The following is a 22,449-nucleotide window of genomic DNA, read 5'->3' as shown; positions in this document are numbered from 1 at the left end:
CCTTCGGCTTGCCGTTAAACGACTTGGTAGCCAACTGCTGGGCACTGCTGACTTTATGGCAATTCAGCGTGAGAAAGTGGCGCTGTCCAGCTAGCGCCCGGCGGCTGGTGCAATGTCCGGGCTCGCCCGCCGGGCACCGGAATTTTGTAAACTCTACGCAGCCGACCACCACTGCTCCCCCCAATCGAGAGAAAGGATCGCGATGTCGTACTCCATGTCAGGCGGGCTTCTGCTCGTGCTCGGGATCGTCGTCCTGCTGGGCCTGCTGTTCGTCGCGTACGGGGTGAGCGTCTACAACCACTTGGTGACGCTTCGCAATCGCGTCGACAACGCGTTTTCCCAGATCGAAGTCCAGCTTCGCCGGCGGCACGATTTGATTCCCAACTTGGTCGAGACCGCCAAAGGCTATCTGTCTCACGAACGAGAAACGCTCGAAGCGGTCATCGCCGCGCGGAACCAAGCCGTCGGCGGGCTGAAGGAGGCGGCTGGGCATCTCAACGATCCGGCGGCCATGCAGCGATTGGCATCGGCCGAAAGCGGACTCGGCGGCGCGCTCGGTCGCTTATTCGCCGTGGCCGAAGCCTATCCGGACTTGAAGGCCAACCAGAACATGCTGCAGCTGACCGAAGAGCTGACGTCGACCGAGAACCGGATCAGCTTTGCCCGCCAAGGCTATAACGATTCGGTGACGGCCTACAACACGTACAAACAGACGTTTCCGCCGGTCATCGTCGCCAAGATGGCCGGGCACAGCGAGGATCGAGCGCTGCTGCAATTCGACTCGGAAAAATTGGCGGAACCCCCGACGGTTTCCTTCCGTTAATGGCGACCGACTTTTTTGAACGCCAGAGCCGCGCCCGATCGAACACGACGCGGTTGATCGTGCTGTTCGCCCTGGCTGTGGTCTCGCTCGTCACGGCAGCAGGTGGGTTGACCGCCGCGGCGCTCTACTGGTCGGGCGAGTATGACTTCGCGGGAAGCGAAGGGGGCTGGGAGCAAAACCCGCTCGCAGGCCGGACCGAGCCGTTTCCATGGGAGCTGCCGATCGCTGCCGGCGTGCTCACGCTGCTGGTGATCGCCGGCGGCAGCTTGTTCAAAATCGTCTCGCTTCGCCACGGAGGCGGCAGCGGAGTTGCCGAAGGTCTGGGAGGCAGCCGGCTGTATCCCAACGCGTCGGATCCCGATCACCGGCGGTTGTTGAACGTGGTGGAGGAGATGGCAATCGCTTCCGGGACGCCCGTTCCTCCTGTCTTTCTGCTCGAGGACGAGGACGGAATCAATGCGTTTGCGGCGGGCTATGCTCCGAGCGACGCCGTCGTCGGGATCACCCGCGGTTGCGTCCAGTCGCTCACCCGTGATCAGCTGCAAGGCGTCGTCGCCCACGAGTTCAGCCACATCCTCAACGGCGACATGCGGATCAGCATCCGCTTGATCGGCATCCTGCATGGAATCCTGCTGCTCGGGACGCTGGGCCAAATTCTGTTTCGGATGGTCGGCTATGGCGCCGGCAGTTCGAGTCGCCGGTCGAGTTCCGATAATAAGAAAGGGGGCAGCGGCATCCTCATCCTGCTCCTGGTTGCCATCGCCCTGATCGTGCTCGGATCGATCGGCGTGTTCTTTGGCAGCCTGATTCGGGCAGCCGTCTCGCGGCAGCGGGAATTCCTTGCCGACGCTTCGGCCGTCCAGTTCACACGCAACCCGGGCGGTCTCAGCGGAGCGTTGAAGATCATCGGCGGGCTCACGCGAGGTTCGCTTCTGCAGGCACCGCGGGCTCCCGAGGCGAGCCATCTGTTTTTCGCGCAGGGCGTGGCCGAGGGTTACAGCCAACTGATGGCCACTCACCCGCCTCTGGCCGCGCGGATCAAAGCCATCGATCCCGCTTGGGATGGGGTTTATCCTCCCGTCGAACCGCTGTCCAAACGCCGCCGCGCTGCCCGCAAAGCCGAGCAGCAAGCGGCTTCGCTGGCCGAATCTGCGGTTCCCTCCGCTGGTCGTTCCTTTCCCGCGCATCCCTCCTCGGGTGAATGGGCAGCGGTTGGAGGCGAGGCGGAAGCGGGAGGGCCAGGCGATTGGGGGCAGTCGTTTCCGCCGGAGGCTGTCTTTGCCGCGGCGGAGGTGAGGAACGCGGCGGAGCGGATCGGTTCGCCCGCCGAAGCCCATCGCCGCCAAGCCGCGGAACTGCTCAGCCGGATTCCTGATCCGCTCCGGGCGGCGGTCCATGAGCCCTACGAGGCGCAAGCGGTCGTGTTCGCCCTGCTGCTCGATCGCGACCGAGCGATACGCGATAAACAACTCGCCACGCTGAAGCATACCGCCGGGGGAGCGATCGTGAGATGGACCGAGCGGTGGTTCGCGGCGCTGGGCGAGCTCGATAGCCTCGTCCGCTTGCCGCTGATCGATCTCTCGCTGCCCGCTCTGCGGTCGATGACCGATGGTCAATACCGCACGTTCGATCGAGCGGTTCTCGCCTTGATCGCCGCCGACGAACGCATGGATCTGTTCGAATGGACCCTTTCCCAAGTCCTCATGCGGCACCTGCAAAGCCAGTTTAAGACGCTCCCGGCGATTCGCTACGACTACTACGCCATCGGTCGGCTCGGTGAAGAGTGTTCGCTGCTCCTTTCGTCGTTGGCCCATGTCGGACATTCCGAAGCTGAGTCGAAAGCCGCCTTCGCCATCGGAGCACGGCTCGTCTCCGATGCGCGTCCCGAGTGGTTGCCAAAATCCGCGTGCACTCTGACGCGGCTCGACTCCGCCGTGCGGAAGCTGGCGACGGTCACGACGCGGCATCGCGAGCGAATCCTCGCCGCGTGTGCCGAATGCGTCTGCGCCGATGGAGAGGTCAAGGCGAGCGAAGCCGAACTCCTGCGGGGTGTCGCCGACCTGCTCGCTTGCCCAATGCCGCCCTACCTGACGACCTGATACTTGCGAAGGAGCCTTCACGATGCGGATCGATCGACGAACGGTTTTGGCAGCGGCCGCCGCGAGCTGTGCTGCTTGGATGCGGCCGGCGCTCGGTGGCTCTCCCAAGCCCGAAGCCGCAGCAGCTCAGCACGACCCCAGCACGGATACGAAGCCGCAACCGCTCGGGCCATTGTGCTTATTCGCAAAACATCTGCAGTGGCTTTCGCCAGCCGATTTGGCCGACTTGCTTGCCGAGATGGATGTTGAAGGGATCGAGGCCACGATCCGCTCGGGCGGACAAGTCGAACCGGCTGACGTGGTCGAGGGGCTGCCTCGCTTGGCCGAAGCACTCGCTCGTCGCGATCGGCGAATCGTCATCATGACGACCGAAATCACTTCCGTGGAAACTCCCCACGCCGAAGCGGTGCTCAAAACCGGGGTTGAGCACGGCGCGACCCACTACCGCATGGGCTACTACCGCTACGATCTCGATCGACCGATCCTTCCGCAACTCGACGCCTTTACACATCAAGCCGAACACTTGGCCGAACTCAATCAGTCCCTGGGAATCCACGGGCTGTACCAGAATCACGCTGGGGACCGTTACTTTGGCGCCCCGCTGTGGGACCTGCACCAAATGCTCACGGAAGTTTCCACTAAACATCTTGCCGCGGCTTACGACGTCCGTCATGCAACGGTGGAAGCGGGCATGAGTTGGCCGCTGGACTGGGCCTTGATCCGGCCCCATGTCGGTGCGATCTACTTGAAAGATTTCCAGTGGCTCGACGGCAAGCCCCAAAACGTCCCGTTTGGCACCGGGCAAGTCAGCCACCGCCTCTTCAAAACCCTCAGCACGTCGGGGCTCGGAAACATCCCGGTCTCATTGCACATGGAATACATCGATCACCGCCGCCCCGAGCTGATCGACCAGTGCGTCGCCGCCTACCGCGAGGATCGCAAGACCATCCGCCGGCTGATCGGAATCTAAGCCTTCACTGCACGACCAGCGTTCCATTCATCGCCATCCAGTGCCCGGGAAAAGTGCACAGGAATGGATATCGGCCGGGTTCCGCGGGTGCGTGAAAACTGATGCTAAATGCTTCGCCCGGTGGCACGACGTCGGTATAAACCAGGACGTCATCGGTCTCCGGAATGTATTGGCGGATGACCGCCTCGGGATCGGCGATCATGCGATTCGCCAAATCACCGACGGTCTCTAAAGTGCCGGGTCGGATGAGCGCCCAGTTATGGGGAACCACGTCGGGATTGCGAAGCGTGAGTTCAATCGCCTCGCTGCACTTCGCACGCAGCGTCGGTGTGGAGTAAGTCAGATTGGCCGCAGTGGCGATTTCAATCTTTCGAGCGCCCTCGATTTTTTGACCCCACGGGTTCGCGACGCGGCGCGTCTGCATCGCCATGTCGGATAGGATCGGATGCGCTGCCACAATTTTCCGCTGCGGGCGGTACCCTTCAAAATCGACGAACGGATCATCCAGCTTATGGACGGTGGCGAACAGATCGTGTGCCTCTCGGGAATCGATGCGAAGCCGCAGATGGAGTTGGTTCACCGGTTGAAGCTCGGGCAATTCCAAGAACAGTGTTCTTTCGTCGGAGAGCACATGCGCCGAAGCAATTCTCCAAGGATCGTGGCCGGGGGCTCCCGGGTGGCTGGGGGAAAACTCCGCCGAGCCGTAGGCGGCGCTATAGCGATAGTTCCAAGCCTGCGCGAAATGATTTCGCGTCTGCTCGGCAAACTTGCGATCAAGGGGTTGAGTGAAACGGACTGCGACCCCGTTCTCATAAACATGAAAAGCGACGGGAACTTGGACTTGCCCCCCCGTATATCGCACCCGTTGGAAACAGCCGACCTCGGGCGTGTAGGTTCCCCAGCCTGTCATGCCGCTGACGTACAGTTGCCCATCATGGGGCGAGAAACGTCCTCGATGCACGCCTGAAAGAAAGTCGCCCGGAAGAGGCACGGCGGCGCCTTGCCACTGCGAATCCACTTGGTCGCGAAGGACCAAGAATTGTCGCCCCATGCCGAAGGAAAAGTGGAGCAGTTGGTCTTGGAGTGGTCCCCACCGATCGCTGGTCACGAACGTCTGGCCGCCGCTGGAGTTGTCCAATCCGCGCGGGAGGTAGACCAGCGGTAACTCCGGCGGTGCTTGGTTGCGAGGCCCACCAGCACCGAAGTGCGGAGGCGTAACAGCCGGGGAAGCGACTGCGGTGGCGGCCCGAGTGCGTGGAGGCACCGCGCAGATCATTGAAGCCGGCGTCCACTCGCCTTCCGATGCGGGTACGGTCAGTGTTCCGTCGGGCAGCAAGCCTAGCCCATCCGGATTGCGGAACCCGGTAGCGAGCACCTCCGCCTGTCGCCCATCGGGAGAGATGCGGAGCAGCCCCTGGTTTCCCGATGCCGTATAGAAATTGCCGGCAGCATCACGCTCAAGACCACAGATGTAGTCGTGACCAGCTGGTGATGTATCAAAGACATTGCTAAAGCACTCATAAAAATCTGCTTCGCCGTCGCCGTTCAAATCATGCAGTTGTGTAATTTGATCGCGACACTGGACGTAGACCTGGTTCCCGTGGACCACTAAACCGAGTGCGTGGTGCAGTCCCGAAGCGAACCGCCGCCACGTGGCTACCCTCGGCGAATCCGTCGGGGAAACGTCCTCCGCTGTCGATTGAAATCCATCGACATGCCAGACATCTCCCTGCATGGTGCAGACTAGCGCGCTGCCGTCGGGGAGGAAGTCATGCCCTCCACAGAACAGAAGTGCGTTCCAGGGGTTCTCGTGCGGCAACTCGATGGTATCGATGGCATAAGGTTGGCCGGACCCGAGCGTCACCGGAGTCTCCATCAGCTGAGGCCATTGCGACGGTCCTCCGCGGATCCGATGTCGTAGCGGGTGGCGGTCCGCGGGCGCGACTTGCCGATCGAAGCGGCCATCTTCGGCCCACGGTGAATCGAGGTATTCCGTCTCCCCAATTCGATAGGCAAAGATGACACGGTCCCCCGATCGATAGAACCCGTGGTAGCGGAAAGGCTCGGTGGGAGGCTGCCCTCGCTCGTGCTGCACCGGTTGCCCCACCGGCTGCAAACCATGCATGAAGCCGTGGCGAACCGAGGAGAATCGAACAAACCCTCCGCTCCAGACTGCGTCGTAGGTAAGCGTGTCGGGATTAAAACATGCAGCTAACTCACCCTGCTCACCGAGCCGCACCGCAACCGCTCGCGGAATTGTCTTTCCCTCTACATGCAACACACCGCCCTGCACGCGTCCCAGGATGGTGGCGTTCCAGCGGTCGCTGGCCCAGGTCTCTTCGTTTTGGTTTCCCCAGTGCCCCAGCTGGCCGCCGTCGAGTCCCGGAAACGGGGCCAACACCATGGGGAGTTGAGGCTGGCGACGGAAATGCTCCGCCTGCTTGGCGTAGAAGTCATATAGCCGGTCGCGATTGACTGGGTGCGTATGATGGGGCCAGCGATCGGGAACCAGCGGCTCGCGATCGTAGGGAAAAGTTGCCGGCGCGTGACTGGTAAGTGCTCGAGAAAGCTCCGCGTCAATTTCTTTTGCAAAGGCCGAGTTTTCGCTGAGCGAACCGAGAAAGCGGAACAAGTCGAGCTGCTGCTGTGGCGCCAGCGCCGCGGCCAGTCCGTCGGGCATCAACGTCCCAGCTTCGGATTCGGCTTCGATTTTATCGGATGCGAATTCATGCACTTGCCCGGATGCCGGATCACGAAGCCGCAGCGACGCAGCCTCGTTCGCATCGATCTTATACCCACTGAAAATCTCTCCATCGACGGTGAGGACTTTCCAGGTGAGATACTCAGGTTCAATCGTTCGCCGAGGCCATAGGATGGATTCGATGAGTTGTGCGAGATTGCGACGGCTTCCGATCGTCGTCAGGTCGGGCCCGACGGTGCCACCGCGAGTTCCGATCCGGTGGCAGGAAATACAAGCCGAGCGGGCGGAGGCGAAGACCGCGGCCCCGCGGAGAACGTCTCCCTGCGACTCGGCTTCGTTTGCCAGCCGCGCGAGTGCCTCTGCGTCGTACTCCGAAGGGATCTCCGAAGCCGCCGCACCCACCGCGGCCTCCTGGGCGTTGACGGAGGTGGACCCGATGGCGCACACCAACGCGACGCTGAGACCGACCGAGCAAACAGTACCGAGGCGGCTTGCTGAAGACATGAGAGAGGCAGTTGAGCGGGGGTGGGAAGTCAAACGACCAGATTCGTCCAGCGGGAACGCTGGTGGGCGAGTGCGGCTTCTCGTGTGTAGATGTGGCAAGCGAGATAGACCTCGTGAAAAGGAGCGGACACCCGTTCGCGTGCGACTCCTCGCGCCACCTTCGCCTGACGATGCTCGGCGGCAGCGGTGGCTAGGTCGTCCACCAGTTGAGCCGCGGTGGACTGGTACCGCCTCTGCAATCGAGTCAGGTCGCGCTGGTGGGCGGCGGTGCCGATGGGGGGAATCCCATCAAGGCCTCCGAGTGCCACGCCAATCAAGCGGCGGCGGAGAGCGGCTAAGCCATCGTCGACCGTGACGGATTGGCGCGGATCCCTGTCCCAGACCACTTCGTCGCTCCACCGTTCGATTCCTTGCAAGTGGTGACGCTGTAGTTTATCAAGCCCGAGGTTGCACAACCCATCCCACGACGGCGGCAAGTTGAACGTCGGCGGCTGAGGACCATCGTCAGCCTCTGCCGGATCGGCTGGGGTTACAGCCAACAAGTCCATCTCGCCGGCGGCGTCCAGTCTCAACCTGGCGAGGCAACGCATCGACAGGCGGGGGCAGCGGGCCAAGAGTTGCAAATTGTCGCGATACCGCAGCTCCGGGTCATCGTTCGCGATCCGCAGGCGACAGGTCGAGTCCAGCTGGGGTACACGCACGAGCAAACCCGCCTCATCAGGCCCGACCACGGTTGCCTCGAATGCGACGAGATCCCAACCAGCCGACTGCGGCTCGATCGCGTGGGCGCGCTCGAAGACTTGTTCGATTTGCTCGCTCAGTGGTTGCCGAAATCGGCCGGTGCGAAACGGCTGCAGGGGCTCCGACATACCGAGTGCGGCCCAGCGAGTGGAACGTCCTTTACCGAGCCGCCCGTCGGAGGACGCCGTGAGCCCTTGGACCGACAACCTCCGCCGGCAAAGTTCGCTCGCGGTGAGCGACAGCGTGCCCAGCTCGATCCCACCGCGGTAAGCCTGCTGGACGAGCTGACTTTCGCCGGTTCGTAATTCGTTGATCGTGTACAGCGGCGGCGGTTCAGCACCCGGCCGCCCGTCCTGTGCTTCCTGGAGATAAACGCAGACTCCGGCATAGCCGCTGAGCGTGAGGATCGGCTCAGCGCAGACCCCTTCGAGTTTGCGGACCGCGACCGGATGAAACGCGCGCCGCGGCTGGCCGATCATCCACTGCGGCACCGCGGACGCATGCAGCACCTCGTACGACAACTGCAGGGCGGCGGCGAGATCCTGAGCATAAGTGACTCCGTCCGCCGTATCTTCTTGACGCCGCAACCGCTGCACTCCTTCGTGGATTCGCAGCACCGTATTGCTGAGCTGGATCAAGCCTGACGAGCGGCAGGAATGGCCGGCGCGGAGCAGCGCCGACTGGAGCAGCAGCCCAGCTCGCGCAGCCCCGACGACCAACATCGCTGCGACCGCCGCCTGGGCCGCTCGCGCTGCCTCTCGCAGCTCGGGCGCGATCGCGACCTCAGCAGCCCCGCTGAGCTCGTCGGGCTTTTTCATTCCATCGGGCTGTGCGGTTTCCCCACGGCCGGTCTCCGCCTCCGCTTCTCCCGACGCGGTCTCGAGCAAGCTGATGCAGGCGAGGACGTGGAAGCACTTTGGGGACAACAAACAGGAGCACGCGATCTCGGTCCGCGACACGATCCGGTTGTCTTGAGTCTGCAGCGTGACCGTTTCCTCCTCGCACTGGATCAGCCAAGTCTCTTGCTGCTGTTGCCAGTGCCAAGCGGATGCGGCGTCGGGATTTTGATCCAAGCGTTTGCGGACTCGTCCCGGCACCGAATCGATTAACTCGGCGACGAGCAGTCCGTCGACTTCAGGGCGCGGCGTTGTCATGGGCAGAGCATCCCTCCGCCGATGCCGCCAGCGCTGCTCCCGGGGCTGGACGAGGATTGCTGGCTGGCTCGGCTGCGCACTTGGTCGCCGACCCAGCGGGCCAACCGCTCGGGGCTGACCGCGGCGACCGACATTCCCGCCGAGGCGGCCAGCTGGGCATAGCCTTGATGAAACCGCGCGGTTCCCGAGTCATCGATCGCCGCCAGCCCCACGCACTGCACGCCCGCGGTACTGAGAGCCCGAATCTCTGCCAGCATCTCGTTCACCGAGACCCCCTCTTCAAAGTCGGAGACGAGCACCACGATCGACCGCGAGGGAACGGTGATCCGGGTCCGCGCGGCCCGCAGCCCCAGACCAATGTGGGTGCCTCCGCCGACTCGCACTTCCAACAGCAACGTCAGCGGATCAACGACGTGGTCGCTGAGGTCGATCACTTCAGTGCTGAAGGCGAGGAAGCGAACCGAGAGGGCTTGCAGCTCCGCGAAGATCGCAGCGCACAAGGCACTGTAGATGACCGACGCGTCCATCGATCCCGAAACGTCGACCACGAACGTCAGGTGCCAGTCCATTTCGCGGCGAGCCGGCGAGTTGAAGATCAGCCGTTTTGCGATCACCGCGGGCCGACCGTCGGAGCGTCGGTAGACGTTGGCCAAGTTGTCTCGGATCGTTCGTGGGAGATTCAGCTTCCGATTCGGGCGCCGCGTCGGCCGTGGAGTCGAGAGCCCAGTGAGTGCCGGGCGGATTCGGATCGCGAGCTGTTCCGCCAACGCTTGGGTGATTCGCTTCGCCAAACGCCGCAGCTTTTCCGCCCGAGACTCGGGTAAGCCGCCCGCAAGCGAAAGGACCTGCTGTAGCAGTTCGATCGAGGGAGTCACCGTGTCGGGATCGAGCAGGTCGACGGCCGCCGAGCGCCCCCCCGCCGCCGCTTCGCCGAGCACTTCCTGGCAGATGCCCGCCCCAAACAGCTTCTCCAAGTCGTCGGACCATTCGGCGGTCGTCGGTTCCGGCGCTTCGGTGCCGCCGCGGCCCGAGGGGCGACGGTTGGCGATCCCCTTCCGAGCCCCTTCGCCGCGTCCCTGACCATACAGTTCGTCGAGACACTCGGCCGCCCTGCCCGCTGCAGTCCGGTTCTGCGGGGGCAGCCCAAGAATCATCCGCCAGCGGTCGGCGATCGAAATCTCGCCGCCGGTCGGTTCCACCACCTCACCTTCCGCCTGCGGTCCCAACTCTGCCGGAGCGGGCGACGGCGAGCGGTTCGGGCGAAGTGGATACGTGGGCATCAGCCGAGCGATGGCTTCTCGCCCTCTGAGGTCGGATCCCCGAAGCGCTGCCGCTCGCTCGGCCGGGTCGCCCGCAGTCGCCATGTCGCCCGCAGTCGCCGTGTCACTCGCCATGTCGGTCGCATAGTGCGAGAGCCCGGTGCCGCGCTCCTGATAGGCCTGCAAACGGCCTTCGAGCAGCCGCTCGCGGTCGGCCGGAGAGAACTGATGAAACGCTCCTCGCAGCGGCGGCAAACGCTTGAGGAACTCGCCGTCGCTCGAGCGGGCCAGCCGGTTTTCAAGTCCCGCCAGCCAATCGACGTCGCTTTGCATCCGCGGCATCAGAAGCTGCACGGCACCGGCGAGTCGTCCTCGCAGGCGACGTCGCCCGTCGGCGTCCACGCCGCTGTCGAACCAGCCTTCGAGGAGGTTGCCGAACGCGTCGCGAGGCATCGCCTCGAACAGCACCAACACACCCGCGGAAGCTCCGCGCATGCGGTCGCTGCCATGCTGAAGCGTCCTTCGACACCAACCCAGCAGTCGCTCCGGAGCAGCCGCTTCGCTCGAGCGGTCGCGGTCGCCGGAGGGTCGATTCTCCAGCAGGTGAGGCAGATCGCTGAGAAACCACTGCGTCAGATCGCCAACTCCCGCGACATCCTCGGTCTGCTCGGAACCCTGCAGGCCCTCCAGTCGGTCGAGCGACGCGCGGAGAAGTGCGTCCACGCGAGGCTGCCAATCGGGGAGTGAAAAAGCTCGGACGATCGGTGGGTACTCGTCTGCTTCGGCGGTTGGTAAGGCCGGGAGGTGCCCGGCGCGGATTCTGCCCAGCACCGTCGCTGCAGCGACCAGTTCGGCAAGTCCCGCGGTGCTGAGGAACGACTGGCTCAGCTCGTCGAGCGACTCACGGACGAGCGTCTGCAGACCGCACTCGGAAGCAATCTCGAGCTGATCAAGGAGTACCGCTGGGGCGAGCATTTCGCCGCCGTTTGAAGCGTCGCCCAAGGATTCCCCCGCGGAGCCATCGGCCCGTCGCCGGCGACCGTGGAGAACGCCTTCCACGACTTGCGGCAGCGTGACCCCGAACCGTGCGACGGCTTCGATCGTTGCCGCGGTGCCCTGCTGCCAAGAAACCTGCCACCTTTCGCCGAGGTTCTCGCGAGCCCCTTGAGCGACCGAGTCGACCCGCGAGGCGTAGGGAATCCCCGCGGCGACGAGCTGGCGGAGCACTACGGCTCGGGCTCGATCGCGTGGCGAGCGAAGCGGATCGAGTCGCAGTTCGCCCGGTTCCTCGGCGGCCGCGTCCCGTCCCGGCAGCTTGAGCTCGGCCAGTAACGCGTCGAGTGCGAGCGCCAGCCCACACCGCGGCGTGCTCGCACAGACGCGACCGCTGCGACGACCGACGAGCACCCGCTCGGCAGATCGAGCGACTTCGCGAGCCCGTCCAAAGAGCTCCCCTTGGGCCAGACAGCTCTGCAGCGCTTCGACCAGTTCGCTCCGCCCCGGCGTGGGCAGCTTGCGCAGCACCGCCAGGTCGCGCATCATGCGGATCATCTCGGTCGCGTCGGGTGTCCCTGCGACATGCCCTCGGCGTCGCATCTCGCCGCAGATATCGACAACCAGTTCCACCGCCGCTTGGTCCATTTGCTCGACCGACGCAGCCTCGACCATTCGCTGGTGCCAGACCGGATCGCGAATCCCCGCCGGGTAGCCGCTGCGTTCGTCGAGCTGGCCGAAGCTGTAGGGGACCAGTGAGACGCCGACGGTTTCCGGAGCGGTCGTCAGGGACGCCAGCAGTCGCGAGTCGCTCTCTCTACGCTCCGCCAAGCGTTCAGCGGTCAGCTCGGGCGCGTGAAAAGCACCGACGATCGCGGCACTTCGCCGTGGCGTCTGCCGGATCGACTCCCGCATGGCGGCTTCGCGGACTAAGTCGCGGAGCGGTACGTCGATCGTGCTCGAGCGGATCGCCCAGCCAAACGCCAGCCCCATCTGCCGGACCGCTTCCGGGGCCGCCATGATCGCCGGCGACTCGACCAGCCGTTCCCACAACTGTCCCGAGTCGCGAGCTTCGGTGCGACGCAGGAGTGCCTCGAGCAGCCCTGCGGCAACGACCGGCCGCGGCTCGTTCGCGGTCAGCGGGTGCGCATCGTGGGGAGCATCTTGAAGAGCGTCGCCTGAGGCTGTCTTCCACTTCGCGCTGACCGACAGATCGCAGGCGATTGTCGGGACGCCACGCGAACGGGCCCAGCGGACCGCCGCCAGCTCGGGTGAGAAGTCGGCGAGCGGATAGAATCCGAGCTGACCGTCGGCATCGACCGCTGAGATCGCCACCGGGGCCACCGTCTCCGGATCGGCCAGGTACTCAATCCAGCCGCTCAAGTCGGCGGGAAGCTCGACCAGCAGCGCTTCGGGGGCGAAATCGTCGAGGAGGGACGCCATCGACCGCGAGAGCGCTGCCGAGTGGTGGCGGACACCGATCAGCAGCGGTTCGCGGCAGGCGGCGAGCGGTTCGATGAGTTCGCGCAGCCCCACTGCCGAAGTCTCCGATGCGAGCCGTGCGGCACTCATCCCTCGATCACGCTCCGCATGTCCTGCAGATGTCGCCACAGTGCTCCACCGTTCTCGGCTCGCCGCTTGATCGCTCCATCCCAGTAGTTGAGCAACCGTTCGCGGTCCTTCGGATCATCTTTCATGACGACGCCGAGTAGATGCCCTGGCAACCGGGAGACGGGATCAAAACCCGAGGGAAAGAACGCCGCTTCACGCATGATCGACGCGGTGACCGCGACCGCTTCGGCAGTGCTCATCACCGTGCTCGGCTGCTGCACCTGCCATCCTTCCTCGGAGCGTCCGCTTCGCAAATCGCGAAACACCGTGACCAGCAGCTCGACCAGAGACTCGTCGACCGCCGCCGGCTTTTCTCCGCCGCTGAGCATCGCCGTGGCCCGCGAAGCCACGAGCCGAACTTCGCGAGCCGCATCCGAGATTGGGGCGATCGTTTCGAAGTTGAAGCGGCGTTTGAGCGCGGCCGACATTTCCGAAACGCCGCGATCCCGCAGGTTGGCCGTGGCGATCATGCTGAAGCCTGGGGCCGCGAACACGCTCCCGTGCTCGCCCGCTAGCTCCGGGATGATCATCCGCCGCTCGCTCAGGATGGAGATCAAGCCGTCTTGGACTTCGGGTAGACAGCGGGTGACTTCTTCAAACCGCACGATCGCGCCCCGCCGCATCGCCTGCATCACCGGCGAGGGAACCAAGGCCTCGGGCTGCGGACCGCGATCGAGCAACATCGCGTAGTTCCAGCCATAGCGGATTTGGTCCTCGGTCGTACCGGCGGTCCCTTGGATCGCGAGGCTGCTGGTGCCGCTGATCGCCACCGCCAGCAGCTCGCCGAGCATCGACTTGGCGGTTCCCGGTTCGCCGACCAGCAGTAATCCCCGCTCGCCGGCAAGGGTGACCACGCACCGCTGAATCACTTGCCGGGGACCGACGAACTTTTGCTCGATGGCCCGCGCTCGCGAACGCGCCGGCCCGATCTTTTCTCCATCGGTTCCGCAGATGAAGTCGACCACGGCTTGTGGCGACAATCGCCAACCGGGAGGACGCGGCGCGGCATCGATCTCGCCGAGCAGCTCCAACTCTTCGCCGTAGCGGGCTTCGGCTGGCGGCAACTGGATCGCCGGGGCCGAGGCAGAGGTCGTTTTCTTCTTCGCCATGGATTACTTCCGTTTCCGCTTGATCGTCGCTTCGCCGTACTGAGGTGGATCGCCCGCTTCAATCCGCTGCCACGCTGCTACGAACTGACGGTGAAGCGATCGCTGGCAAACGATCAACTCGGCTCCCCCGCCCCGCAAGCGGTCGGTCGAAGCGAAGCCGAACAGAGGCAACTTCCACGACTCGATCGGCAGATTGGGTGAGGCCAGCGGTTCCCAGCCCCCGGGAAGGAACAGCGACCGCCCGGCTCGCGAACGCTTCGCCTCCACCACGTGCGCGCCCGCTAGCAATTCGGCCGCCACTTCCTTGTGTTGCTTCGCGGACCACTCATTCCAAAGTCGCACGTGGCGATCGGTCGGATCGGGCAGAGCGAGAATTTGCAAGTACAAAGCCGCGGCTGGCTCGCTGAGCGACAGTCGATCTGCGGCCTTGGCAACAATCTCCGCAGCTGAGAGCCGCGGATCCTGCTCCCACCGTCCCGCCGGTCGATCCTCTCGCCGATTCTCGTCGGCCAACTCCATGATCTCGTCGCTTCGCATCCGCAATACGAAATCGGCGCACGGAAGCCGTTCGCCAGTGGGTGTCCCGTATTCCATCGTCAGGGCTGCGACCGCCCGCAATCGCTCCAACTCCGCAGGTCCCTTCAGCAGCGAGGATCGGAACATCATACCGATCGCGGGCGGTTCGACGGCGACCGCGATGAACTCATCCCCGCCTCGATAAAGTCCCGTCGCATCCTGTTCGAGAGCCCCGACATGAACGGCGAGCTTGGCAACGATGGAATCCGCGTCCGTAACGACGGTGCCCTCGTCGTGGGTCGTTGAACCGCCGAAGGGAAGCCATGTCTCCGGAGCGTCAAGAAAGCCGCGGATCTCGTCGACAATGCATGGGATCTGTTTCCGCAGTGGATCCCCGGCCGGCGTCCGGTAATTCATCACCGCCAACACGCGATCCAAGTTCGGAAAAACGCGTTCGGGAGCGAAGCCGGCGGGCGGCGTATAGACGATCTCGACCGCGCGCCGGTAACGCGTTTGTTTGGGGATCTTCAATTCCGCGGTGCGGCGACGAAGGACCTCCGAGCCGGCCGGATCGGAAATGAATTCAGCAAGAGCTTTCATCGACACGTGGCGATAAGGACCTGCAAATTGCTCGAAATCCTTAGCAACCTCTGGCGGAATCGGCAGGACGTGCTTGCGGTTCTCCTTCCACGCATCCACCATGCGTTTGAAGCACACTTGACGCTTCTCGCCGAGGGCCCCGGCCGGATTGCCCCGCACGGCGATGGCTCCCACCGCATCGGGACGTTCCACACCTTCAAGTTGTGAGATTGCGAGCTGGATGTCTTTAACTTTCCAGCCATAGTGGGACCGCAGTTCCTTGGTGAGTTTTTCCTGACCATAGTTGGCCGTTCGCAGGTCACCCATATAAGACAGCGCGACCGTGATCGGATGGACGTTCAATTCCTCAGCCGCGGCGTCTAACTCTTCGGGCGTGGGGAGTGGCAGTTCTTGGACCGCGCGTACCGCTTTCACGAATAGTTCGATATCACGCGACCGCCAGGTTTGCTTGACATCGATCGTCTGCTCCACGGTGAGCTTTTTGGGCGGCTGGTGTTTGCCGTCCGCTGCGTACTCGAGCACGAGCAGGGTGTCGTCGGGATAAGAGCTGAAGCGATAAGCGACATATCTTTGCCTGCCCTCGACGAAAGCGAGTGGACGACCGATTTGCAAGCGATCGGCGAAACTGCCCTTCTTTGCGTTACCGCCAGAGGAGAGCCGGGACTGATAAAACTTGTAGCGTCCTGGTAGATCCAGCAGCTTCGTAGAAGCGAGCAGCAGCAAGGCATCGAGCCACGAGGTATTGAGCCGCACGGAGACCGTCGTGCCGAGCGATTCATTCGTGCCCGTTCTCCAGAAACAGCGCCATGCGGCGGCGACTGGATCGCGGAGTAGTTCAAACCAAAACAGACCGCATGCTAATTTCTCGTCGCACGCCTGGCCGGCAAAGAAACGGCCGAGCTCTTGGAGGTGGGCCGCGGTGGCGTCTTGCTCGGTGCTGGAGGGGTAGAGACGAAGCCCCTGGAATCGCTGTAGTTCGAGCTGCAGCAAGCCTTGGTTGGCGTTGGCCAAATCGACAGCCGAAGCGGCGTCGCCTGCCGACGCGTCTTCTTTCGGCTCGAAGCGTTTGAGCAGGTTTTGCAGTGACGCCTGTTCTTCGGCGGCGACGCGTGCGATTCGGGCTACGCCGGAGACCAGCCGGGGAGGAGCTTGTTCGAGCCACTGCCGCACGGCGGACTGGGCCGCTTCGCGATTGGGATCGGGGTTGGTTGGATCCGCCTTCTCCTTCTTGGCTTCGTGCTCCACGGTCGCCGCCTCCAGCAGAGCGCGAGCATGCTCGGCGGTTGTGGACCGCAATTTCTCGGAACTTTCTGGCGAGCGGATCTGCATCAAGTGATAGAACAGTGTCGGTAGCTGAGCTGGCTGTCCCGCATAGTACTTGTTGCGGTTGTCGTCGACCCGGGCGAACGCGATCCGAGTCTCCGCATCGATCAACTTGCCATCATTGGTGATGATCCAAGTGGACTCGCTGGCCGGCTTATTCATTTGCCCGAGGGCGGCGAGAAACCCATCGGGCGGCTGCATCTCGGCTTCGAAGAGAATCTTTCTGCCGTCGACCCCGATGGTTTCGACCGCTCCGTCGCGACGGTGGACAATGCGATACCCGATCATCCCGTCGCGGCTGCCCAGAGGAAATTCCCCGGCGTGTTCCGGGACCGGCAGCAGATAGGAGAGGTGCCAGTTGACGCGAGCTCCGGACGGTAGATCGGTCTCAAAAAAGGGTGGGACGCTGTCACGCATTTCCTCACCCGTCGCTGGATCGATCTCGCTGACCGCGGCGCGGGGTTCTTCTTCGGAGAGATCAGGATCGAACCAGGTGTAGCGGTAGCGCTCCTTCATCCGCCAAAATCGCGAACCGTCACTGAACCAGCGGCGGTCCGCATCGGGAAGAATGGGATCCCCTGGCTGTAGCGTTCGTTTGCCATAGAACCATCCACCATCGCCGTGGGGGATCAGCGCGTGGACGTCAAAAGAATAAAGACTGTGCGTCTGCTCGTGTTCCTCTTTGGGCTGACTCATCCACCGAATAAAGGTTTTCCAAGATCGCCCGTTGTCTCTGTAGGCGACGACGAGGTCATCACCCAAGGGCAACAGAGTCAGCAGTTGCTGGTGCGCGCTGAGTGAGAGTTCGCGCGGCGACGCTGCTCCGTCTGGGGAGACGACATGCACGCGGTCGTCTTTCAAGAAAGCGGCGTGGGGGAAAGCCCAGTGCAAGAGTTCCGCTTGCCGCCGCGAGGAGGGCGGGATGGGGTGCTCGTCGGCGACTCGGTCGAGGCTTTCCCAGCCGTACTCATCGAAGACGCCAGCGACGAGCGTGCGTTGCAGGCAGGCGGTCGTATCGATGGCCTGCAGTCGCGGCAGGAAGTCGGGAAACTCCGCGGCGGTCTGAACGCCCGCACACGCGCGGAGCCGATCCAGGGCCTGTTCAAAATCGACGAGCCCGCCGGTTTCTAGGGCGGTGAGCTGGGCGTCGAGGTACTGCCACCACGCTTCGCGGACAGCGGGATGCCCCGCGGCGGCCTCTTCGAACGAGCGACGTGGAGAGAGCTTGCGGCCCCAGGAACCTTGCGTCGAATGATCCTCACCACGAAAGCCGATGAGTTCGGGGAGTTTATCGCGGACCCGCTGCGCATAACGCGGCTCTTTCGTAACTCGCTCGAGCTGGGAGTTTCGCCGCGGGTGATCGACCGTTGCTCGAAGCCAACCATCGAAATTCAGCTCGGCCTTGTTCGGTGGAGTGACGACATCCAGACCGAGTTGCAGGCAGGTTTCGAGCACATCGACATCGATCGCTGGTCGCCAAGACCGAGACGAGGTCAACTTGATTGGCTCGCCCTCCTCGCGGAGCACCTCCGCCATCTGCTCAAGCAGTTCAAAAACGCGTTTGGGCGGTGAGGTTTCGACGCTGACGAGACGGCTGATCCAGCCGGCCCGGCCGCCGGGAATCTCCACGTCGGTAGGCATCTCACCTGCCGGTTTGGAAAGCCACGGCAATACCTTCCACTCGTCCAGAAGATCGATCCACTGCCACACCAGACTATCGTCGCTGTACCTCGGCTGGGGATCGGTATGCGCTAAAAGCCAAACGGCGAAGGAGGGATTGCGTGCGACGATCCGGGCGACAGGCTTCTTGACCGATTTCCAGAACTGCAGGGGCGTCCGTGGCATGCCGGGAGAATCGATCACGGCTTCCAGGACCGACTCGATCTCCTGGTCGACGTCCACACTCGCCGCTTTGGCCATGCGGATGAGATCGGTTGCCGCCGTCGCCGCTGGCGGCATTCCGCCCAACGTGCGGCGGATGACCAGATCCTTATACGTGTCGTAGGCCTCCGAAGGATCGAATTGCGACGAGAGGTCTTTGGAATACTCGGTCAAAGCCTTACTTGAAAGACATCCGCTGAGTGAGAATTCGAGCACGGCATCTCGACGATGATCGCGATCGACCTCCAGAGCGTGAACACGTTCGGCTTCGAGGGCTTTGTTGAACGCGCGTCCGGCGTAGGTCGCATTGCCAATCTCTTTGAATGATCGAGCCACCTGTTCCCAAAAGGGAGGTAAGAAATGACGGACGCTCTTGTTGAGTTCATCCGCCATCTCCATATACATATCCCAGGCGTGGCCAGGTTTCGAATTGGCCCGCCGCGATGCCGACTTCATGCGCTTAACCAGGTCCAGCGCAAAGCGGGCCTGTTTGGGTTGGTTGATCAAAGCCCAGTGAGCAAAGTCGAGGGCCGTGCGGCTTTGGCGAGCCACCGGCGGGCTGATCGACTGGCCCTCGAGACCGAGATACTCCATGGCGAGATCTTCGGCGGGGACGAGCCGATCGGAGCTGAGGGTGATCACCACCCGATCGCCGAGTATCTTGGAGCTGTAGGTGCGTGCAACGATTGCTTCGGTCGCTTGACCATCGCACTTTGCCTCGGGAGCGACCAAACCGCCAGCTGCCAACTGCCGTTCGATGAAAGCCTGGCTCATGCTGCGTCCTCCTCTTGCTTCTCGACCTTCCGTTTCGCATAGATCGCCGATGCCATCCGCACCCCTTCGCTGAAGGTGACCGGTCCCACATCTTTGACGGTTACCGCGCGTTGGCTTGCATCCACGAAGATCAACTCGCCGGTTTCGGTTTCCGATTCGGGATATTCGCCCCCGACATAGTATCTGGCTTCGAGCGGTTCTTCGCCTTCCCAAATTCGGCATGTGGCGTATCCACCGCGGACCGGATATCCGAGTCGACGACACGCTCCGAGGGCGAAGTTTAATTGTTCGAAAACGCCTCCTTCGTATTCTTTGATCGCCCGCAGCGGCATTTGGGATTTGGTGGGATGATAGACGGGACGATAAAGTTGTTCGATTTTTTGTGTGATATTTAGATCGCCAGCCAATTCCCGCAGATCATCCAAATCTTGGAGGAGGATCGGGTGTGGAATTGCCACTGCCGGGGAGGTGAGCCAGCGGCTCTCGCCGTCGACGTCGACAATTCCTAAACCGCGTTTGGAGTCGCTCTCACGCAACAAACCGGCCCGTTCAAGGTCGACTTTGCCGCTGACGTTCGCTGGCGCGATCACCGTATTTTCGAAGGCGTGCCGCCAGTCCTGATCGGGCCATACCGCCTGGAGAGCCTCGCGCGGGACGACCAAGGAACGCAGCATCCATCGCTCGACGGTGTGCATGCACTCTAGGGCTCGCTCGTCAAGCCAACTGGCCAGGGCTTGCAACTGATCGGCCAACGGATCTTCCTTCAGCCATTTCGGTAGCGAACCGAGTTGCTTGCCTTTCGGATTGCGGCAGACCAATCGGCCTTGGTGCAAAGCAATCTGATAATCTCGAGGTGCGTCCAGCCAACAGATGGCGTCCGCCGGAGAGGCTGCGGATCTTGCATCTTTCTCGCCACTCACAACCACGGCAGGCTCCTCGCAGAGGCGGTTATTTTGGGGTGGAGGCTGGTTCCCGTCAGGGAGGTCTGCAGAGCATTGTAGCGCATGGGAGAATAGCGCGGGCAAGGGGCGCGCGTGGAACTTCGGCGACCGGTCGAGGGAATCGCACTCGGTTCGACGCGAGCGTGGCGATCTGGGTTACAATCACTCGCCGCTATTACAGTTGGCCGCCACCGTCTTCTTTCATTGCGAGCGTGATTGATGCCGCCTTCGTTGTTGGCTGTGGTCGCAGCCTTGCCAGTGTTGGTGGTCGGTGTGCTGCTATTGGGTTGGCGCTGGCCCGCGTCCCGCGCCATGCCAGTCGCTTACGTGACGGTCGTTGCGCTGGCGTTGGGCGTATGGTCGGTGCCGGTGCGGCAAGTCCTGGCTGCCTCGATTAGCGGCTTGGTGACTGCTGTGGGCCTGCTGTACATCATCTTTGGAGCGATACTGCTGCTGCGAACTCTAGAAGCAGGGGGAGCGCTCGAGACGATGCGGCGTTCGTTCACCCAGATTTCGCCCGACCGCCGCGTTCAGGTGATTTTGGTCGCCTGGTTGTTCGGGTCTTTCTTGGAGGGCTCGTCGGGTTTTGGAACACCGGCAGCGGTTTGTGTGCCGCTGCTTGTGGGGCTCGGATTTCCTGCGATGGCGGCGGTGACGGCGGGAATGATCATTCAAAGCACCCCCGTTTCTTTTGGTGCTCTTGGGACTCCGATCTTGGTCGGGGTCGGTTCGGGGTTGGGAGAAATCCCTGAGGTGGTGGCGTGGTCGACGGCGGCGGGGATCGACGAGCCTCGGGAGTTGTTGCGGCAGATCGGGGTGCGGGTCGCGGTGCTCCACGCTGCGATTGGGACTTTCGTTCCTCTGGTCCTGTGCATGGTGATGACGCGGGTGTTTGGGCCAGAGCGATCTTGGCGAGTGGGGCTGCGGATGTGGCCGCTGGCAATTTTCGCGGCCCTGGCGATGACGGTTCCCTACGTGCTCACTGCTTGGCTTCTGGGACCTGAGTTTCCTTCGCTGTTCGGCGGAGCGATTGGTCTCGGCACGGTGGTCTGGGTGGTCCGCCGGGGCTGGTTCTTGCCCACGGGTCCAGCGTGGGATTTTGGTCCTGCTGCCGATTGGCCTGCGTCTTGGAGCGGCCGGTTATCAGCTGGCGGGCCCGAACGGGAGAGTCGGTCGGGATCGGAACCGACATCGGGGAATTTTGTACGGCCCGGGGTTGTGGCGGCCTGGGTGCCTTATCTGGTGGTCGCCTTGCTGCTTGTCTTGACGCGGCTTCCTGGGCTGCCGATTGGCGGGTGGTTAAGGATGGTCGAGGTGCGTTGGGACGGGATTCTGGGGACTTCGATCAGTGCAAGTCTTCAGCCGCTTTATTTGCCTGGGACGATCTTTATTCTCACCTCGCTGATCGCTTGGCCGACGCACCGGGTTGCGGGCACTGCTTATTGGCGAGCCTGGCGACGCAGCGGGGGGACGCTTGCGGCGGCGTCAGTGGCATTGTTGTTTGCGGTTCCGATGGTCCAGGTGTTCGTGCATTCGGGAACCGCCCCGGTGGGAGCGGCTGAGGGGGGAGCCGCCGACATTGGCGGATATCCCTCGATGCCGGAGAGTTTAGCCGCGGCCGCGGCCGACGGGGCTGGCGGGGCGTGGCCGCTGATGGCGCCCTTGATCGGTGGCTTTGGTGCCTTTGTGGCGGGGTCGAACACGATCTCGAACATGCTGTTCAGCGCGTTTCAATTTCAGGCGGGGTTGGCAATTGGCGCCGATCCACGTTGGATCGTAGCCCTGCAAGCGGTCGGAGGTGCAGCGGGCAATATGATCTGCGTGCACAATGTTGTCGCGGCCTGTGCCGTCGCGGGCCTCCTGGGGCGGGAGGGTTTGATCCTCAGGCTGACCATTCTCCCGTTCCTCGGCTACGCCCTCCTCGCGGGCCTCCTCGGGCTCCTCGCCTAACCCGCCCCCTCCCGTCTAGGGTCACAGCCCCGTCCCGTGACCAGCCCGTCTGGGGTCACAGCCCCGTCTGGGGTCACAGCCCCGTCTGGGGTCACAGCCCCGTCTGAGGTCACAGCCTCGTCTGGGGTCACAGCCTCGTCTGGGGTCACAGCCTCGTCTGGGGTCACAGCCCGTCTGGGGTCACTGTCCTGTCTGCACCCCGTTTGGGGTCACAGCCCCGTCAAAACCCTGTCTGAGGTCACAGCCCTGCCTGAGGTTGTCCTGTTTGAGGTCACTGTCATGTCTGGGGCCATTGCCCCATCTGCCCCGTCTGAGGGCAGACCCCTCGCGGGTTAGAGCCCGGATCTCCCTTCTGGGGTCATAGCCTTTCGCTCTTAGACCCGTTTGGGGTCAGAGCCCTCCTTGATCGGAGTCAGACCTTTTGTCGACTGGGGTCAGAGATTGGACCACAAGAGCCCAGCTCACGAGGCCCGACAGGGTCACAGCTCCGATGGGGGGGG

Annotated in this window: 10 protein-coding genes; 4 read left to right on the top strand and 6 right to left on the bottom strand. The window is 63.1% G+C overall.

Features of this window, described 5'->3' with window-relative positions:
* The first annotated feature begins 202 nt into the window (after positions 1-202).
* From GNK13_RS16695 to GNK13_RS16685, 3 genes are read left to right on the top strand one after another with little or no spacing between them, the layout of a single operon-like run.
* Positions 203-823, top strand: coding sequence for a LemA family protein (locus GNK13_RS16695; RefSeq protein WP_203329106.1), 621 nt, complete (start codon positions 203-205; stop codon positions 821-823).
* Positions 823-2,922: a M48 family metallopeptidase gene (locus GNK13_RS16690; protein WP_164103697.1), complete on the top strand. Its 2,100-nt coding sequence runs from the start codon at positions 823-825 to the stop codon at positions 2,920-2,922. Before GNK13_RS16695 ends, GNK13_RS16690 begins: the two co-directional genes overlap by 1 nt.
* Before the next feature lie 22 nt (positions 2,923-2,944).
* Positions 2,945-3,892 (top strand): sugar phosphate isomerase/epimerase family protein, encoded by a 948-nt coding sequence (locus GNK13_RS16685; protein WP_164103696.1) that lies wholly within the window; start codon positions 2,945-2,947, stop codon positions 3,890-3,892.
* 4 nt (positions 3,893-3,896) lie between these two features.
* On the opposite strand, the gene GNK13_RS16680 is transcribed toward GNK13_RS16685, so the two are convergent.
* Genes GNK13_RS16680 through GNK13_RS16655 form a run of 6 tightly spaced genes read right to left on the bottom strand, consistent with a single transcriptional unit; the run spans position 3,897 to position 19,984 of the window.
* Positions 3,897-7,097 (bottom strand): DUF6797 domain-containing protein, encoded by a 3,201-nt coding sequence (locus tag GNK13_RS16680; RefSeq protein WP_164103695.1) that lies wholly within the window; start codon positions 7,095-7,097, stop codon positions 3,897-3,899.
* 29 nt (positions 7,098-7,126) lie between these two features.
* Positions 7,127-8,992 carry a hypothetical protein gene (locus tag GNK13_RS16675; RefSeq protein WP_164103694.1) on the bottom strand — a complete coding sequence of 622 codons (1,866 nt, stop codon included), beginning with the start codon at positions 8,990-8,992 and terminating at the stop codon, positions 7,127-7,129.
* The gene (locus GNK13_RS16670; protein WP_235935278.1) at positions 8,989-12,816 is read right to left on the bottom strand and encodes a DUF5682 family protein; all 3,828 of its coding nucleotides are present in this window, start codon (positions 12,814-12,816) and stop codon (positions 8,989-8,991) included. The genes GNK13_RS16675 and GNK13_RS16670 overlap by 4 nt, the downstream gene beginning before the upstream one ends.
* Positions 12,813-13,964: an ATP-binding protein gene (locus GNK13_RS16665; RefSeq protein ID WP_164103693.1), complete on the bottom strand. Its 1,152-nt coding sequence runs from the start codon at positions 13,962-13,964 to the stop codon at positions 12,813-12,815. The genes GNK13_RS16670 and GNK13_RS16665 overlap by 4 nt, the downstream gene beginning before the upstream one ends.
* 3 nt (positions 13,965-13,967) lie before the next feature.
* Entirely contained in the window at positions 13,968-19,058 is a 5,091-nt protein-coding gene (locus GNK13_RS16660; protein WP_164103692.1) for a DNA-binding protein, read from the bottom strand.
* Positions 19,055-19,984: a DUF4132 domain-containing protein gene (locus GNK13_RS16655; protein ID WP_164103691.1), complete on the bottom strand. Its 930-nt coding sequence runs from the start codon at positions 19,982-19,984 to the stop codon at positions 19,055-19,057. Before GNK13_RS16655 ends, GNK13_RS16660 begins: the two co-directional genes overlap by 4 nt.
* A 234-nt stretch (positions 19,985-20,218) precedes the next feature.
* On the opposite strand from GNK13_RS16655, the gene GNK13_RS16650 reads away from it, so the two are divergent.
* Positions 20,219-21,949: an L-lactate permease gene (locus GNK13_RS16650; RefSeq protein WP_203329105.1), complete on the top strand. Its 1,731-nt coding sequence runs from the start codon at positions 20,219-20,221 to the stop codon at positions 21,947-21,949.
* Positions 21,950-22,449 lie beyond the last annotated feature (500 nt).

The sequence above is a fragment of the Candidatus Laterigemmans baculatus genome (genome assembly GCF_010367455.1).
GTDB classification, from domain to species: domain Bacteria; phylum Planctomycetota; class Planctomycetia; order Pirellulales; family Pirellulaceae; genus Laterigemmans; species Laterigemmans baculatus.
This window is presented reverse-complemented; position numbering and strand designations above follow the sequence as displayed.